This window comes from Pantoea sp. S18 (genome assembly GCF_045689705.1).
In the GTDB taxonomy this organism is placed as follows: Bacteria; Pseudomonadota; Gammaproteobacteria; order Enterobacterales; family Enterobacteriaceae; genus Pantoea; species Pantoea symbiotica.
The window spans coordinates 3,908,094-3,923,718 of sequence record NZ_CP142688.1; the positions used below are offsets into that span (position 1 = coordinate 3,908,094).

The following is a 15,625-nucleotide window of genomic DNA, read 5'->3' on the forward strand; positions in this document are numbered from 1 at the left end:
TCATGAAGGCATCAGTTCACAATTTTTAAACCGTAGCTTATTTGCTACGAGCTTCAATAACGGCCTGAGCGACGTTGTTCGGCGCATCATCGTACTTCAGGAACTCCATGGAGTAAGAAGCACGGCCTTTGGTCAGAGAACGCAGCTGGGTTGCATATCCGAACATTTCAGACAGCGGAACTTCAGCATGGATCTGAACGCCAGTAGCGTTAGATTCCTGTCCTTTGAGCATACCACGACGACGGCTAAGGTCACCGATAACGTCACCGGTGTTCTCTTCCGGAGTCTCTACTTCAACCTTCATGATTGGCTCAAGCAGCACTGGTTGTGCTTTCTTAAAGCCATCTTTAAAGGCCAAAGATGCAGCCAGTTTAAACGCCAGCTCAGAGGAGTCGACATCATGGTATGAACCGAAGTGCAGACGAACACCCAGATCAACTACCGGATAACCAGCCAGTGGACCTGATTTCAGCTGCTCCTGGAGACCTTTATCAACCGCAGGGATGTATTCAGTTGGAATCACACCGCCCTTGATATCATTGACAAATTCGTAACCTTTCGGGTTCACACCTGGTTCCAGTGGGTACATGTCGATAACAACATGACCGTACTGACCACGACCACCAGACTGCTTGGCGTGTTTACCTTCGATATCGGTAACTTTCGCGCGAATCGCTTCACGGTAAGCAACCTGAGGTTTACCGACGTTCGCTTCAACGTTGAATTCACGCTTCATGCGGTCAACGATGATGTCGAGGTGCAGCTCACCCATACCAGCGATGATGGTCTGGTTGGTTTCTTCATCAGTCCATACGCGGAATGATGGATCTTCCTTCGCCAGACGACCCAGAGCCAGACCCATTTTTTCCTGGTCAGCTTTAGTTTTCGGCTCAACGGCGATAGAGATTACCGGCTCAGGGAATTCCATACGCTCAAGAATGATGACGTTGTCTGGGTCACACAGGGTGTCACCAGTAGTTACGTCTTTCAGACCGATCGCAGCGGCGATATCGCCTGCACGAACTTCCTTGATCTCTTCACGCTTGTTCGCATGCATCTGAACGATACGGCCCAGACGCTCACGGTTTGACTTAACCGGGTTGTACACGGTGTCACCGGTGTTAACAACACCAGAGTAAACGCGGAAGAAGGTCAGGTTACCAACAAACGGGTCGGTAGCGATTTTGAACGCCAGTGCAGCAAACGGCTCTTTGTCATCGGAATGACGCTCAGCCGGCGTGTCTTTACCGTCGTCCAGCATACCGTTAATCGCGGTAACGTCAGTCGGTGCTGGCAGGTATTCAACTACCGCATCCAGCATCGCCTGAACACCTTTGTTCTTAAATGCAGAACCACAGGTAACCAGGATGATTTCGTTTTTCAGAACGCGCTTACGCAGAGAAGTTTTGATCTCTTCTTCTGTCAGTTCTTCACCGCCGAAGAATTTCTCCATCAGCTCATCAGAACCTTCAGCAGCGGCTTCAACCAGATTTGCACGCCACTCTTCAGCCAGTTCCTGCATATCAGCTGGGATATCTTCGTAAACGAAGGTAACGCCCTGATCGGCATCGTTCCAGTTGATCGCTTTCATTTTCACCAGGTCAACAACACCGGTGAAACCTTCTTCTGCGCCGATAGCCAGCTGAAGTGGAACTGGGTTTGCACCCAAGCGCACTTTCATCTGGTCAACAACTTTCAGGAAGTTAGCACCCATACGGTCCATTTTGTTAACGAACGCGATGCGTGGAACTTTATATTTGTTAGCCTGACGCCATACGGTTTCAGACTGTGGCTGAACACCACCAACTGCACAGTAAACCATTACTGCGCCATCAAGCACACGCATAGAACGCTCAACTTCGATGGTGAAGTCAACGTGTCCCGGGGTGTCGATGATGTTTACGTGGTGTGGTTCAAACTGCTTAGCCATACCAGACCAGAAACAGGTAGTCGCAGCGGACGTGATGGTAATACCACGTTCCTGCTCCTGCTCCATCCAGTCCATGGTTGCTGCGCCGTCATGAACTTCACCGATTTTGTGGTTTACACCGGTGTAGAACAGAACACGTTCGGTAGTTGTAGTCTTACCGGCGTCGATGTGCGCACTGATACCAATGTTACGGTAGCGCTCAATGGGTGTTTTACGAGCCATTTGATTCCTCTGATTCTTAGACGTTCTAAGTTAAAAAAGCCCAGCAGGTGAGTCACTGGGACGCCCGCTGGGTTTATAACAACTACGTTGCTGTTACCAGCGGTAGTGTGCGAACGCCTTGTTGGCTTCAGCCATGCGGTGAACGTCTTCACGTTTCTTAACTGCAGTACCTTTGTTCTCTGCAGCATCAGAAAGTTCGTTCGCCAGGCGGAGAGCCATAGATTTATCACCGCGTTTACGAGCAGCTTCTACGATCCAACGCATTGCCAGGGCATTACGACGAACCGGACGGACTTCAACTGGAACCTGGTAGGTAGAACCACCAACGCGACGTGACTTAACTTCGACAGTCGGACGTACGTTTTCGAGAGCAACCTCGAACGCTTCCAGGCCATCTTTACCAGCGCGTTGAGCCAGGGTATCAAGCGCGGTATAGACGATAGATTCAGCAGTAGATTTTTTACCATCTACCATCAGGATATTTACAAATTTAGCCAGCAGCTCTGATCCGAACTTAGGATCCGGCAGAATTTTACGCTGACCAATGACGCGACGACGTGGCATGGAAATACTCCGTTGTTAATTCAGGATTGTCCAAAACTCTACGAGTTTAGTTTGACATTTAAGTTAAAACGTTTGGCCTTACTTAACGGAGAACCATTAAGCCTTTGGCTTCTTCACGCCGTACTTGGAGCGTGACTGCTTACGGTCTTTAACACCTGAGCAGTCCAGCGCGCCACGAACGGTGTGGTAACGCACACCTGGCAAGTCTTTAACACGACCGCCACGGATCAGGATCACTGAGTGCTCCTGCAGGTTATGACCTTCACCGCCGATGTAGGAGGTAACTTCAAAACCGTTAGTCAAACGCACACGGCAAACTTTGCGCAGTGCTGAGTTTGGTTTTTTAGGGGTAGTGGTGTACACACGAGTACATACACCACGTTTCTGCGGGCAAGCTTCCAGCGCAGGCACGTTGCTCTTTGCAACTTTGCGTACGCGTGGTTTGCGAACCAGCTGGTTAACTGTTGCCATTAAATAGCTCCTGGGATTTAGCTTTTTGCTTCGTAAACACGTAATAAATCGCCTCGTATTACTACGAGGAGGCAGAATTTTAGGGCTGTGTCAAAAGGGTGTCAAGAAATAACCAGGTTTTCGCTCTTACCAGGCCACTTGTTGTTGGTGCTTCGCTGTCAACGCAACGAAACCAGTATAGTCCAAACGTGCTACTTTGGTCGAAATTTGCTCAATCAGGCCGCGCGCCGCCACATCTTCTTCTAATACCCACAGCGTAGCCGGCGATGCGCTGAGCCTGGTTAACATCTGGCTGCCAGCCAAAGCGGCGGTTACGCCATCTTGCAATAAAAGCAGATCGTCGCCTTCCTGCAATAAAAGCAGCAGGCTATCGAGATCGCATTGCCAGGGAGATTGCAGCAACGTGTAAAGCATAATCAGTTCTCAGAATCGAATAACACGGTGATAGGTAGCCAGCTTCTCACGTAACGATGCAACATCCAGCACCTCTGCAGACAACACACGTTCAGCCGTCAAACTTTGTCCGCGCGCCAGCAGCGAATCGGCGCAGACAAAACACTGGTCGATATCGTACAGCGCCAGCACGCCAAAGGTCGCGATGTAGTTGCGCGCCAGAATCTGCTCGGGTTGCTGGTCGCGATTGAGCTGTAGCACGCCATCCCCGATAAAGAACAAACCGATATCTTCGCTTAGCGCACCCGTCGCAAGTACCGCATCGAGCCCTTCCCTGCCCGCACTACTTCCGTGCGGTGCCTGAGTAAACAGAAACGCCACGCGGTTCATTAGAATTGCACCAAACGATCGCAGCCGAGCGCGGCTTCTGCCAGCGCGCCCAAACCGCTGAGTTCAAAACCTGGCTGCAAATTGCTGCCCGCCAGTTGTAAGCGCGCGGCTTCCTGCGCGTCGGTTACGCCACGTCGTAATGCAGCCGCCACGCAGATATTCAACGCGGCGCCACTTTCAGCGCGTAGCTGCCGCCATTCACGCACCATATCCACTTCATCGCTGGCCGGCGCGCTCAGTTGGTTAGCGTTCAACACGCCTTCACGATAGAAGAACACGCTCTCCAGCTGATGTCCGGCCTTGACTAGCGCACGCGCAAACAGCAGTGCGCTGCTGGCATGTTGCGTGCCGTATGCCGGTCCGGTGACCAGCAAGGTATAGCGCATCAGCGATCCTGCCCCTGAAAATCACCGCTTTTGAACTGGCGGATATAGAGGTAAACCGTGTGCTTGGAGATATTGAGGCGGTCAGCCACCTGGTTAATCGCGTCTTTAATGTCGAAGATGCCCTTTTCATACATATTGAGCACGATCTGGCGATTCTTAGCATTATTGGAAACGTTACGGTCAGCACTCACTTCTTCAATCGCGAATTCCAGCGTCTGCATCACCAGGTCTTCTACCGAACTGGCAAAGTTGACGTTGGAATCCACCTGCTGCATTTCCGGCGGCATAAAGGTCGACATAATTTGCGAGAACGGCACGTCGAGATTCATGTTGATGCACAGCAAGCCAATGACACGCTGCTGACGATTACGAATCGCGATAGTGACCGATTTCATCAGCACGCCGCTTTTCGCGCGCGTGAAGTAGGCTCTGGAGACATTGCTATCTGCACCGTGCATATCGTGCAGCATACGCAGGGCCAAATCGGTAATCGGCGAACCCACTTTACGCCCGGTATGTTCACCGTTGGCGATACGCACCGCAGAACACTTCAAATCTTCCAGCGAGTGCAACACGATTTCGCAGTGCGAGCCAATCAGCATCGCCAGGCCATCGACAACGGCTTCGTATGATTTGAGGATATCGTAGTCTGCTTGCTCGAACGGACGTTGCTCCAGTAAATCGAAGTCAGTCAGTTCACCGGGATTGAATGGATTAGACATCGAAGACATTACCCTAAATGGCTGGAGCCTGTCTCGACAGCATTGGGGCAGACTCATATGGTGATAGTTAAGCAGGCGTTAGTCTGGCAAATGTCATGGTCTTTAGCCAGACCTTTACCTCTATCTCCGAAATAAAAACGCCGCCCGTAGGCGGCGTGATGCAGAAAGGTCAGATTACTGCGCTTTCTGATCGCCAGCGACTGGAGCTTGCGCTTTTTCATCCGCTTTCGGCGCGGGTTTGATGTCGAGCAATTCAACATCGAACACCAGCGTGGAGTTAGCCGGAATACCCGGAACGCCATTTTTGCCGTAAGCCAGGTTCGGTGGGATCACCAGCTTGATCTTGCCGCCTTTCTTCACGTGTTTCAGACCTTCAGTCCAGCCAGGAATCACACCGTCCAGACGGAACGACAGCGGCTCGCCACGAGTATACGAGTTATCGAACTCAGTACCGTCGATCAGCGTACCTTTGTAGTTCACAACCACAGTGTCGCTGTCTTTAGGCACCTCACCGGTACCCTCTTTCTCTACCTGATACAGCAGGCCAGATTCAGTTTTCTTCACGCCTTTTTCTTTGGCGAACTTGTCAGCGTAAGCAGAGCCCTTATCGGAGTTCTCTTTCGCGTCTTTTTCCATCTTCGCCTGAGCTGCACCTTTCACGCGGCCTTCAAAGGCCTGCAGGGTTTGCTCGATCTCTTGATCAGAGAGTTTGCTCTTGCCGCCAAAGGCGTCCTGAACACCCGCGATCAACTGATCTTTATCCAGTTTGATGCCCAGCTTCTCTTGTTCCTTCAGAGAGTTGTCCATGTAGCGACCAAGGGACGCGCCAAGTGCATAGGCTGATTGCTGATCTTCGTTTTTGAAGGCAGCATTTTTCGGTGCTTGCGGCGCGGCCTGAGCGGCGTCTGCTGGAGCAGCGGCGGTTTCTGCTGCCATTGCCAGCGGTGCATTCAGCGCGAAGGCCATGGTGGTAGCTAACAATGTGACTTTAAACAGTGAATTCATCCTTTCTCCAAAACCGAAGCCTCTAACCTCGGGAATCATTGCGGACTGAGGCCCACACTATAACTTTACGTGGCAGCGGCGAACACTCCCACAATGTAATTACCCGTTCAACCTCCGACCTTTTTTGCTTCAGGAAGTTTCATCAGAGATATAGGCGTTATGCGCCGTTTCAATGCAGCATGACGCGGAAAGGTAAAATATCAGGTGATTCTGAAGTGAAACGCCGTAGAATCACGCCCGAAACAGACTAACGCGCAGCACCGCAAGATGAGGAAAGATCATGCAACCAACAGAATGGGAACAACGCCTTGAGGCGCTGGAGAGCAAGCTGGCTTTTCAGGAATACACCATCGATCAGCTCAATCAAACGGTGGTTCAGCATGAGCTGGAGATGATCAGACTGCGTGAGCAGGTGCGTCTGTTAATCGATAAAGTGAAAGATAGCGCGCCGTCGATGATCGCATCACAGTCAGAAGAAACGCCGCCGCCACATTACTAAAAGAAAAGGCCACCCGAAGGTGGCCTCGCCAGCATCACATTGATTAGTGGCTGCAGCCGCAACCGCCAGTGCCACAACCGCCCTGGCCGTGATCGTGACCATGGTCGTGATCATGATCGTGATGATGACCATCCGCGCCATGCACGTGACCGTGCGCCAGCTCTTCTTCGGTCGCTGCGCGAATCGCCACAACTTCCACGTTGAAGTTCAGGTTCTGACCCGCCAGCATGTGGTTACCATCAACCACTACATGCTCATCTTCAACTTCGGTGATTTCAACCGGTACTGGACCTTGATCGGTCTCTGCCAGGAAGCGCATGCCAACCTGCAGTTCATCAACGCCCATAAACACGTCTTTTGGTACGCGCTGTACGAGGTTGTCATCGTATTGACCGTAAGCGTCATTCGCCGGGATATGCACGTCAAACTTATCGCCTACATCATGATTTTCCAGCGCTTTTTCCAGACCAGAAATCAGGGAACCATGACCGTGCAGATAGTCCAACGGTGCACTCACCGGTGACTCGTCAACCAACACACCGTCTTCGGTACGAACCTGATACGCCAGGCTCACCACCAGGTCTTTTGCTACTTTCATGATATCTCCTAACCGTTGAGAACTAAGATCCCGTTCCATTGGTCAATTTTGCGTGCAATAAACCAACCAGAAAGGTTCAAGACTGAGGATGCCAATAGTGTTGCGGCATACTGCTCAGCGTTAATGGCGCCGATTGTAGCGGAATTCAATCCCGCTGTAAGTTCAAGCTTAAAAAAAGCTGCGCCATTGCGCTACTCAGGATGAAAAACTCCGATTACTTGCTCATTAGTGCGAACCTGATCGCGCACCTGCTTGTCAGCTTCACGCATCTGATGGCCGCACTGAACACATTCAACTACTTCAACGTTGTTTTCACGCCACAACGCCAAGGTATCTTTTGCCTGGCACTTTGGACAAACCGCACCGGCTATAAAGCGTTTACGCATACTGTTTCCTGCCGTCGTTAATGAACGGATTAAGTAAGTATAGATCTACTCGTCATCCCAGCCGTCGAACTGGCGTTTTTCGTGCTGCATTTCGCGCTGGAAGATATCCTCCAGCTCGCGCCGCGCCTCACGCACACGTGAAACCTGCGCGCTGTCATCATGGCTTGGCACCAGTTCACGCAGCATGCGCATATCCAGACGACGGAAATGCTGCTGTGCGCGCTGCGCCTGATGCGGATGCATGCCCAGCGAGATCAGCGTTTTACGGCCCAGCTCCAGCGCACTGGAGAACGTCTCACGTGAGAACAGCGTGACGCCAGCCTGCAACAGTTCATGCGCCTCAACACGGCCACGCGCGCGCGCCAGGATTTCCAACTGCGGGAAATGCTGCTGACACAGCTGCACGATGGTCATCGAATCTTCCGGATCGTTACAGGTAATGACGATGGATTGCGCATTCTCGGCGCCCGCTGCACGCAGCAGCTCCAGCTCGGTGGCGTCGCCATAATAAACCTTATAGCCATATTTACGCATCAGGCTCACTGCAGAGATGTCGCGCTCCAGCACCGTAATACGCTTGTTGTTGGCCATCAGCAAACGGCCAACCACCTGACCAAAACGACCAAATCCCACCACAATGACCTGCGGCTGATCGTCCTCGACAAAGTGCTTCTCGGCGTTTTCATCGGGTTCATTAAAGCGATGCGCCAGTAAACGGTCGATGCCGTTCATCAGCAGCGGCGTGGTCATCATCGACAACGTCACCGTCACCAGCAGCAGCGGCATTTGGTCGCCGCTGAACATTTTGGCCGATGACGCCGCCGAGAACAGCACAAAGGCAAACTCGCCGCCCTGACTTAACACACCGGCAAACTGCTGGCGCTCTGAACTGCGCAGGCCATAAATGCGTCCCAGCACATACAACACCAGCGTTTTCACCGTCACCAGAATCAGCACGCCCAGCAAGATTTCAGTGATGTGGGTATAAAGCACGCCGAGATTCAGCGCCATACCAACCGAAATAAAGAACAAGCCCAACAGCAAGCCTTTGAACGGTTCGATGGCCACTTCCAACTCGTGACGATATTCACTTTCCGCCAACAGAATACCGGCGATAAAAGTACCGAGCGCCATCGACAGGCCGAGCGCGTCCATAAACAGCGCCGAACCCAGCACCAGCAGCAGCGACGCGGCAGTAAACACTTCGCGTACACCGGATGCGGCAATAAAGCGCAGAATCGGGCGCAGCAGATAACGGCCACCAATCAGCATCCCGCCGAACGCCAGCACTTTCATCCCGACTTTCAACCAGTCAACGTGGCCGCTATCGCCGCCCGCCAGCAGCGGCACCAATGCCAACGCGGGAATCACCGCCAAATCCTGGAACAGCAGCACCGAGAAACCAAGCTGTCCCGATTCACTGCGGTTCATGCCTTTATCGCGCATCAGCTGCAGCGCCATCGCTGTGGAGGACATCGCCAGGCCAATGCCGCCAATCACCGCCGCCTGCCAGCTAAAGTCGGTCAGCCACAGCAATCCACCGAGAATAGCGGCGGAGATCAGTACCTGAGCGGCACCCACGCCAAAGATTGAACGGCGCAGCGCCCAGAGTTTAGACGGGTTCAGTTCCAGCCCGATGATAAACATCAGGAACACCACGCCGAGTTCTGAGAAGTGCAGAATCTCCTCAACGTCGCTGATGAAACCCAATCCCCACGGACCAATCGCAATACCGGCCAGCAAATAGCCCAGCACCGCGCCAATGCCGAGACGCGCCGCAATCGGCACAATCAGCACCGCCGCAACCAGATAAATGACGCCCGCCGTCAGTAACGTTTCGCCTTCCATCACATACCTCCTTGCGGCAGCGGTGAAGCCAGCCAGTCGCCGTATGCTCGCGCAAAATTACGCATCACTTCCGGCGTCTGCCGACGCGCCCAGTGAATCACCATCGGCGTCATCCAGTGCATGCGACACATCTGCGCCGTCAGCTCAAACGGACGCATGATGTCACTCATCGGATAGCGATTCAGGCCGCTATGGTGATACGCCGCTTCCGGTTCGCCGGTGGTCACCACGCTGCGCCAGTATTTTCCTTCCAGCGCATTGCCATCCGGACCACTGGCAAAGCCGCGCGACAGCACACGATCCAGCCACTCCTTCAGGAGCGCCGGGCAGCTGTAGGTATAAAGTGGATGTTGGAATACAACGATTTGATGTTCGCGCAGCAATTGTTGCTCATGGTGAATATCAATAAAGAAATCCGGATAGTGGGCGTATAAATCGTGCACCGTGACGTGGTCCAGTTCCATAGCCGACTGCAGCAAAACCCGATTAGCAATCGAATCCTGTGATTCCGGATGGGCGTAAAGCAGCAATATTTTGGGTGGCTGCGACATCGTTCCCCTCCAAAGCGTCGTCACGGCACAGGAATTCCGCTACCATGCTCGACGCAACAAATTTTCTCGAATTATGTTGCCGGTAAATTAACATATTCTGACGATACGGCGCTTATGATTGTCTTTTCAGCACTACAAATTCGCCGCGGCACCAACGTGCTGCTGGATAACGCAACAGCCACCATTAACCCAGGCCAGAAAGTGGGCTTAGTGGGTAAAAACGGCTGCGGCAAATCGACGCTGCTGTCATTGCTGAAGGGCGAAATCAGCAGCGATGCAGGTAACGCCACCTTCCCGAGCAACTGGGCGCTGGCGTGGGTAAATCAGGAAACCCCGGCGCTGAGCAAACCCGCGCTGGAGTATGTTATCGACGGCGACCGTGAATATCGTCAGCTTGAATCCGAATTGGCCGACGCCAATGCGCGCAACGATGGCAACGCCATCGCCTTGGTGCACGGCAAGCTGGACGCGATTCAGGCGTGGAGCATACCTGCTCGCGCCTCAAGTTTGTTGCACGGTTTGGGCTTTAGCCAGGAACAATTAATGCGGCCGGTGAGTGACTTCTCCGGTGGCTGGCGCATGCGCCTCAACCTTGCGCAGGCGCTGGTGTGCCGTTCCGATCTGCTGCTGCTCGATGAACCGACCAACCACCTCGATCTTGATGCAGTGATCTGGCTTGAACGCTGGCTGAAAAGCTACGAAGGCACGCTGGTGCTGATTTCGCACGACCGCGACTTCCTCGATCCGGTGGTCGATAAGATCATCCACATCGAACAGCAAACGATGTTTGAATACACCGGCAACTACAGCTCGTTCGAACGTCAACGCGTCGCCAAGCTGGCGCAGCAGCAGGCGCTGTTCCAGAGCCAGCAGGAAAAAGTGGCGCACCTGCAGAAGTATATCGATCGCTTCCGCGCGCAGGCCACCAAAGCGAAACAGGCGCAGAGCCGCATTAAAATGCTGGAGCGCATGGAGCTGATTGCGCCGGCGCACGTCGATAACCCGTTCAGCTTCAGTTTCCGCGCGCCAGAAAGCTTGCCGAATCCGTTATTGAAGATGGAGCGCGTCACCGCCGGTTATGGCGAACGCATCATTCTCGACGCCATCAAACTCAACCTTGTGCCGGGTTCGCGTATTGGCTTGCTGGGCCGTAACGGCGCGGGTAAATCGACGCTAATTAAACTGCTCGCCGGTGAGCTCGAGGCGCTGGATGGCAAAGTTGGCCTGGCGAAAGGCATCAAGCTCGGTTACTTCGCCCAGCATCAGCTGGAATATCTGCGCGCTGATGAATCACCGTTGCAGCATTTATCACGCATCGCGCCGAAAGTGCTTGAGCAGCAGCTGCGTGACTATCTTGGCGGCTTCGGCTTCCAGGGCGATAAAGTCAGCGAAATCACCGAACGTTTCTCCGGCGGCGAAAAAGCGCGTCTGGTGCTGGCATTAATTGTCTGGCAGCGCCCGAACCTGCTGCTGCTTGATGAACCGACTAACCACCTCGATCTCGATATGCGTCAGGCGCTGACCGAAGCGCTGATTGATTTCGAAGGCGCGTTGGTGGTGGTCTCGCACGATCGTCATCTGCTGCGCGCCACCACCGACGATCTCTATCTGGTGCACGACGGCAAGGTCGATGTGTTTGAGGGCGATCTGGAAGATTATCAGCAGTGGCTGAGCGATCTGCAGAAGCAGCAAGCGCAACAGGATGCCGCGCCGAAGCAGGATAATGGCAACAGCGCGCAATCCCGTAAAGACCAGAAACGCCGCGACGCCGAACTGCGTGCACAAACGCAGCCGCTGCGCAAAGAGATCGAAAAGCTTGAGAAGCAGATGGCGAAGTGGCAGAGCCAGCTCAGCGATGCCGAAGCGCAGTTAGCCGACAGCGCGATTTACGATCAGAGCCGCAAAGCCGACTTGAACGTGGCGCTGCAGCGTCAGGCCGAGAGTAAGGCCGCGCTGGAAGAGGTCGAAATGGCGTGGCTGGATGCGCAGGAACAGCTGGAGCAGATGCTGGCGAGTTAAGTGCAGTCTTTCCGGTCAGCATAAATGCTGACCCTACGCGCCCGCAGGCAGTTGTAGGGTCGGCATTCATGCCGACCTGGACTCATCAAAACGGCTTATCCCCCAACACCGTCGCACGATGCATCACCCGTCGCTCCGGATAATAATCCGCATTGGCATAATGCTGCGTCACGCGGTTATCCCAAATCGCCACATCATTCTCCTGCCAGCGCCAGCGCACCTGGAACTCCGGTTTAGCGCTATGCCAGAACAGGAAGTTAAGCAGCGCATCGCTCTCTTTTTCGCTTAAGCCCAGCAAACGCGTAGTAAAACCTTCATTCACAAACAGCGCCTTGCGTCCGCTCACCGGATGCGTACGAATCACCGGATGCTGCACCGGCGGATTCTTGGCAACCGCTTGTTGCCAGCGCTGATGCTCTTCCTCGGTTTTACGATATTTATACTCCTGGAACGACTTCTTAAAGTCGTGTTCCGCCTGCAGCCCATTCAACAGCGTCTTAAAGGGCTCAGACAGCGCTTCATAGGCCGCAATGCCAGTTGACCACAAGGTATCGCCGCCACTCTCCGGCAGCAGCTTGGACGCCAGAATCGCAATCGCCGGTGGCGTTTGAATAAAGGTGACATCGGTGTGCCAGTTGTCATTATCCGGCGGATTATCCTGATGGGTATCCAGCACGATGATCTCCTCCACGCCTTCCGCATGCGGATAGACCGGATGGATATGCAGATCGCCAAAGCGAATCGCCAGCGCGCGCTGCTGTTCCGGAGTAATCACCTGATTGCGCAGGAACAGCACCTGATGGCGCAGCAGGCCATGATAAAGCTGTTCAAACTGGGCATCGCTCAGCGGACGGCTGAGATCGACATCGCTAACCTGCGCCCCGATATTCGGGCCCAAAGCGGTAAAAGAAAGTCGTTCGTTCATTGCTGTTCTCCATTCCAGGGCGTAAGTCGGCGCTGCAAGGCGCGCAGACCCAGTTCTAAGCCAAAAGCAATCAGGGCAATCACGGCGATACCGGCCAGTACCACGTCGGTGGCGAGGAACTCACCCGCCGACTGCACCATAAAGCCGAGTCCACGCGTAGCGGCAATCAGTTCCGCCGCCACCAGCGTTGACCAACCTACGCCGAGACCAATGCGCAAGCCGGTGAGGATTTCCGGCAGCGCGCCGGGCAGAATCACGAAGCGCAGCAGCTGCCAGCGCGATGCGCCCAGCGCCTGTGCCGCGCGAATGCGTACCTGCTGGGCATTCTTCACGCCCGCCAGCGTCGATAAGGTCACCGGCGCGAAAATCGCCAGATAAATCAGTAAAATCTTCGAGGTTTCGCCAATGCCAAACCAAATCACCATCAGCGGCAAATAGGCCAGCGGCGGCACCGGGCGATAGAGTTCGATCAGCGGATCAAGCAAGCCGCGAATCGCCGGGCTCAGGCCCATGGCAATCCCGACCGGAATGCCAATCAGCGCGGCAAAGAACAGCGCCACCAGCATACGTGCCAGGCTAGCGCCCAAGTGCTGCCAAAGCGTGGCGTCCATAAAGCCTTGCGGGCTGGCAATCAAGATCAGCTTCTGCAGCACCACTTGCGGCGGCGGTAAAAACAGCGGCGCCACTAAGCCGAGCGCGGTTATCGCCCACCACAACAGCAGCAACAGGCCAACGCTGAGCAGGCTGAGTGAGAACTGGCGCGAGAACGGCCAGCGCAGTCCGCGACGACGCGCTTGGGTTTTCTCATCAATCACCGCACTCATATAAACGCCTCACGCTGGGAAAACACCTGATTCAGTACATATTCGCGACGTTCGATAAACGCCGGATCGGATTTGATGCTGCGGCACGGTTCCCCGGCGGCGAAGCGCTGGCCGAAGTCGAGTTTCAAACGTTCCACTATGCGGCCCGGTCCCGGCGACAGCAGCACCAGTTCGCTGGCGAGGAACACCGCTTCTTCGATGTCGTGAGTGATCAGCAGAATCTGTTTGCCGGTATCACGCCACAGCGTTAGCAGCAGGGTTTGCATCTGTTCGCGGGTAAAGGCGTCCAGCGCACCGAACGGCTCATCTAACAGCAGCAACTGAGGATCAGCCGCCAGCGCACGCGCAATGCCCACGCGCTGACGTTGACCCCCAGAGAGCTGCCAGATAAAACGCTTTTCTGCACCTTCCAGTCCTACTTTGCGGATCAAACGGCGTGCAATTGTATGGCGCTCCGCCTTCGCCATCCCCGCCAGTTGCAAGCCGAACGAAACGTTATCAATCACGTTGCGCCACGGCAGCAAGCCTTCATTCTGAAATACCACGCCGCGTTCCGCGCCCGGCCCTTCCACCTTTTTGCCATCCAGCGTAATGCTGCCGGATTCCAGCGGCAGAAAGCCGGCGATGAGGTTCAGCAGCGTGGTTTTGCCACAGCCGGAAGGGCCTAACACCACCAACAGGTCTCGGCTGCCCAGCTGCAGGTTGATGTCCTGCAGCGCGGGTTGTCCGGCGTAACGCGCATTGAGATTGGTGATGTTAAGCATACGACCTCCGGTTATTTCGCTAAGGGTGCAACGAAGCGCGTGGTAACGAAGCTGCTGTAATCGCTATCCGCTTCTGGCACTTTGCCCTGCTCTTTGAGGAAGCCGGCGGTATCGACAATCGCCTTGTTCACCGGCTTGCCGAGCTGCTCTACCTGCTGCTGCGCGGTGAGATAGGTGTTGCCTTTCACCAGCACCGGCACATCCGCTTCGGGTACACCGCTCAGGCGCGCCAGCTTGCTCAGATTGTCTGACTGCTTCAGCCATTGATCCGGATTAGCAATGTAAGCTTGCTGCGCTTCAACCGCGCTGCGGGCAAAGGCGGTGACGATTTCTGGATGCTGCTGCGCGAAGTCTTTACGCACCACCCACACATCAAGCGTTGGCGCGCCCCACTTGCCAACCTGCGAAGAATCCGTCAGCACCTTGCCATCTTTCTCCAGTTCGTTGACCGCCGGAGACCAGACGTAAGCACCGTCAATGTCACCGCGTTTCCAGGCCGCAATAATCGCCGGTGGCTGCAGGTTGACTAAGGTCACTTGCGAAGGCTTGACGCCCCAATGTTTGAGCGCGGCAAGGAAGCTGTAGTGCGTGGTCGAGATGAACGGCACGGCAATGCGCTTGCCAATCAGGTCTTTGGGATCTTTGATGGTTTTCTTCACCACCAGCGCTTCGGAGTTACCGAGCTGTGAGGCCAGCAGGAAAGCTTCAATTGGCAGCTTTTGCGTAGCGGCGACCGCCAGCGGGCTGGAACCGATATTACCAATCTGGACGTCGCCCGATGCCAGAGCACGCAACACGCTGGCTCCGCTATCAAATTTGCGCCAGTCCACGGTAGCACCGCTCTCTTTGGCGAAGGTGTTATCCGCCTGCGCCACTTTGGCCGGTTCCGCAGAGGTCTGATACGCCACGGTAACGTTGACCGCTTGCGCCTGGAACGCCATCAGGGCCAGAGCCGCTGCGACTGCCGTTATTGTTTTTTTCATCGCCATCATCATTCACCCCAATGTGTTTTTGTCTGCGCAGTTTCTCCAGCAAGAGTAATTTCATAAAGGAATTAAAAATTATCCCTAATGACGATCCGTTCTTAGATCAACATCGGGCAAGGCTATGCAGAAAGTGCAAATGGAA

The 15,625-nt window shown here is 54.4% G+C and carries 18 protein-coding genes; 2 read left to right on the forward strand and 16 right to left on the reverse strand.

Translation table 11 applies throughout. The features are described 5' to 3' along the window. Positions 1-37: 37 nt before the first annotated feature. The 8 genes from fusA to fkpA form a co-directional block, all read right to left on the reverse strand. A complete protein-coding gene (gene fusA / locus VIJ98_RS18205) occupies positions 38-2,152 on the reverse strand; it encodes an elongation factor G (protein WP_008102189.1) in 2,115 nt (704 codons plus the stop codon). Positions 2,153-2,245: 93 nt separating this feature from the next. Beyond that, complete coding sequence (rpsG, locus tag VIJ98_RS18210; RefSeq protein WP_007886246.1) at positions 2,246-2,716, reverse strand: 30S ribosomal protein S7; 471 nt, start codon at positions 2,714-2,716, stop codon at positions 2,246-2,248. A gap of 96 nt (positions 2,717-2,812) precedes the next feature. Further along, positions 2,813-3,187: a 30S ribosomal protein S12 gene (gene rpsL / locus VIJ98_RS18215; RefSeq protein ID WP_006120575.1), complete on the reverse strand. Its 375-nt coding sequence runs from the start codon at positions 3,185-3,187 to the stop codon at positions 2,813-2,815. Positions 3,188-3,313: 126 nt separating this feature from the next. Continuing rightward, positions 3,314-3,601, reverse strand: coding sequence for a sulfurtransferase complex subunit TusB (tusB, locus tag VIJ98_RS18220; protein ID WP_154157198.1), 288 nt, complete (start codon positions 3,599-3,601; stop codon positions 3,314-3,316). Positions 3,602-3,610: 9 nt separating this feature from the next. Then, entirely contained in the window at positions 3,611-3,970 is a 360-nt protein-coding gene (gene tusC, locus VIJ98_RS18225) for a sulfurtransferase complex subunit TusC (protein WP_154157199.1), read from the reverse strand. Next, entirely contained in the window at positions 3,970-4,356 is a 387-nt protein-coding gene (tusD, locus tag VIJ98_RS18230; protein WP_323275375.1) for a sulfurtransferase complex subunit TusD, read from the reverse strand. Before tusD ends, tusC begins: the two co-directional genes overlap by 1 nt. Beyond that, complete coding sequence (locus tag VIJ98_RS18235; protein ID WP_007886240.1) at positions 4,356-5,078, reverse strand: transcriptional regulator; 723 nt, start codon at positions 5,076-5,078, stop codon at positions 4,356-4,358. The genes tusD and VIJ98_RS18235 overlap by 1 nt, the downstream gene beginning before the upstream one ends. Positions 5,079-5,252: 174 nt before the next feature. After that, positions 5,253-6,083 carry an FKBP-type peptidyl-prolyl cis-trans isomerase gene (fkpA, locus tag VIJ98_RS18240; protein ID WP_154194087.1) on the reverse strand — a complete coding sequence of 277 codons (831 nt, stop codon included), beginning with the start codon at positions 6,081-6,083 and terminating at the stop codon, positions 5,253-5,255. A 280-nt stretch (positions 6,084-6,363) separates the two neighbouring features. Between fkpA and VIJ98_RS18245 the strand changes: the two genes are divergently transcribed. Continuing rightward, on the forward strand, positions 6,364-6,582 hold the full coding sequence (locus VIJ98_RS18245) for a protein SlyX (protein WP_008102200.1): 219 nt from the start codon (positions 6,364-6,366) through the stop codon (positions 6,580-6,582). Positions 6,583-6,625: 43 nt separating this feature from the next. On the opposite strand, the gene slyD is transcribed toward VIJ98_RS18245, so the two are convergent. From slyD to kefG, 4 genes are all read right to left on the reverse strand, one after another. Continuing rightward, positions 6,626-7,180 (reverse strand): peptidylprolyl isomerase, encoded by a 555-nt coding sequence (slyD, locus tag VIJ98_RS18250; RefSeq protein WP_049851962.1) that lies wholly within the window; start codon positions 7,178-7,180, stop codon positions 6,626-6,628. Positions 7,181-7,371: 191 nt separating this feature from the next. Further along, positions 7,372-7,566: a YheV family putative zinc ribbon protein gene (locus VIJ98_RS18255; protein ID WP_008101839.1), complete on the reverse strand. Its 195-nt coding sequence runs from the start codon at positions 7,564-7,566 to the stop codon at positions 7,372-7,374. Positions 7,567-7,611: 45 nt separating this feature from the next. Further along, on the reverse strand, positions 7,612-9,414 hold the full coding sequence (gene kefB, locus VIJ98_RS18260; protein ID WP_008101837.1) for a glutathione-regulated potassium-efflux system protein KefB: 1,803 nt from the start codon (positions 9,412-9,414) through the stop codon (positions 7,612-7,614). Next, a complete protein-coding gene (gene kefG / locus VIJ98_RS18265) occupies positions 9,414-9,965 on the reverse strand; it encodes a glutathione-regulated potassium-efflux system ancillary protein KefG (protein ID WP_154157201.1) in 552 nt (183 codons plus the stop codon). Before kefG ends, kefB begins: the two co-directional genes overlap by 1 nt. A gap of 114 nt (positions 9,966-10,079) precedes the next feature. Here kefG and VIJ98_RS18270 point away from each other — a divergent pair, with 114 nt between their 5' ends. Next, complete coding sequence (locus VIJ98_RS18270; protein WP_154194085.1) at positions 10,080-11,984, forward strand: ABC transporter ATP-binding protein; 1,905 nt, start codon at positions 10,080-10,082, stop codon at positions 11,982-11,984. 85 nt (positions 11,985-12,069) lie between these two features. On the opposite strand, the gene tauD is transcribed toward VIJ98_RS18270, so the two are convergent. The 4 genes from tauD to tauA are packed head-to-tail and all read right to left on the reverse strand — an operon-like array spanning position 12,070 to position 15,489. Next, positions 12,070-12,909, reverse strand: coding sequence for a taurine dioxygenase (gene tauD / locus VIJ98_RS18275; protein ID WP_154194083.1), 840 nt, complete (start codon positions 12,907-12,909; stop codon positions 12,070-12,072). Next, complete coding sequence (gene tauC / locus VIJ98_RS18280; protein ID WP_008101829.1) at positions 12,906-13,733, reverse strand: taurine ABC transporter permease TauC; 828 nt, start codon at positions 13,731-13,733, stop codon at positions 12,906-12,908. Before tauC ends, tauD begins: the two co-directional genes overlap by 4 nt. Next, on the reverse strand, positions 13,730-14,497 hold the full coding sequence (tauB, locus tag VIJ98_RS18285; RefSeq protein ID WP_154157203.1) for a taurine ABC transporter ATP-binding subunit: 768 nt from the start codon (positions 14,495-14,497) through the stop codon (positions 13,730-13,732). The genes tauC and tauB overlap by 4 nt, the downstream gene beginning before the upstream one ends. Positions 14,498-14,508: 11 nt before the next feature. After that, positions 14,509-15,489 (reverse strand): taurine ABC transporter substrate-binding protein, encoded by a 981-nt coding sequence (gene tauA, locus VIJ98_RS18290; RefSeq protein ID WP_407330310.1) that lies wholly within the window; start codon positions 15,487-15,489, stop codon positions 14,509-14,511. Positions 15,490-15,625: the final 136 nt, after the last annotated feature.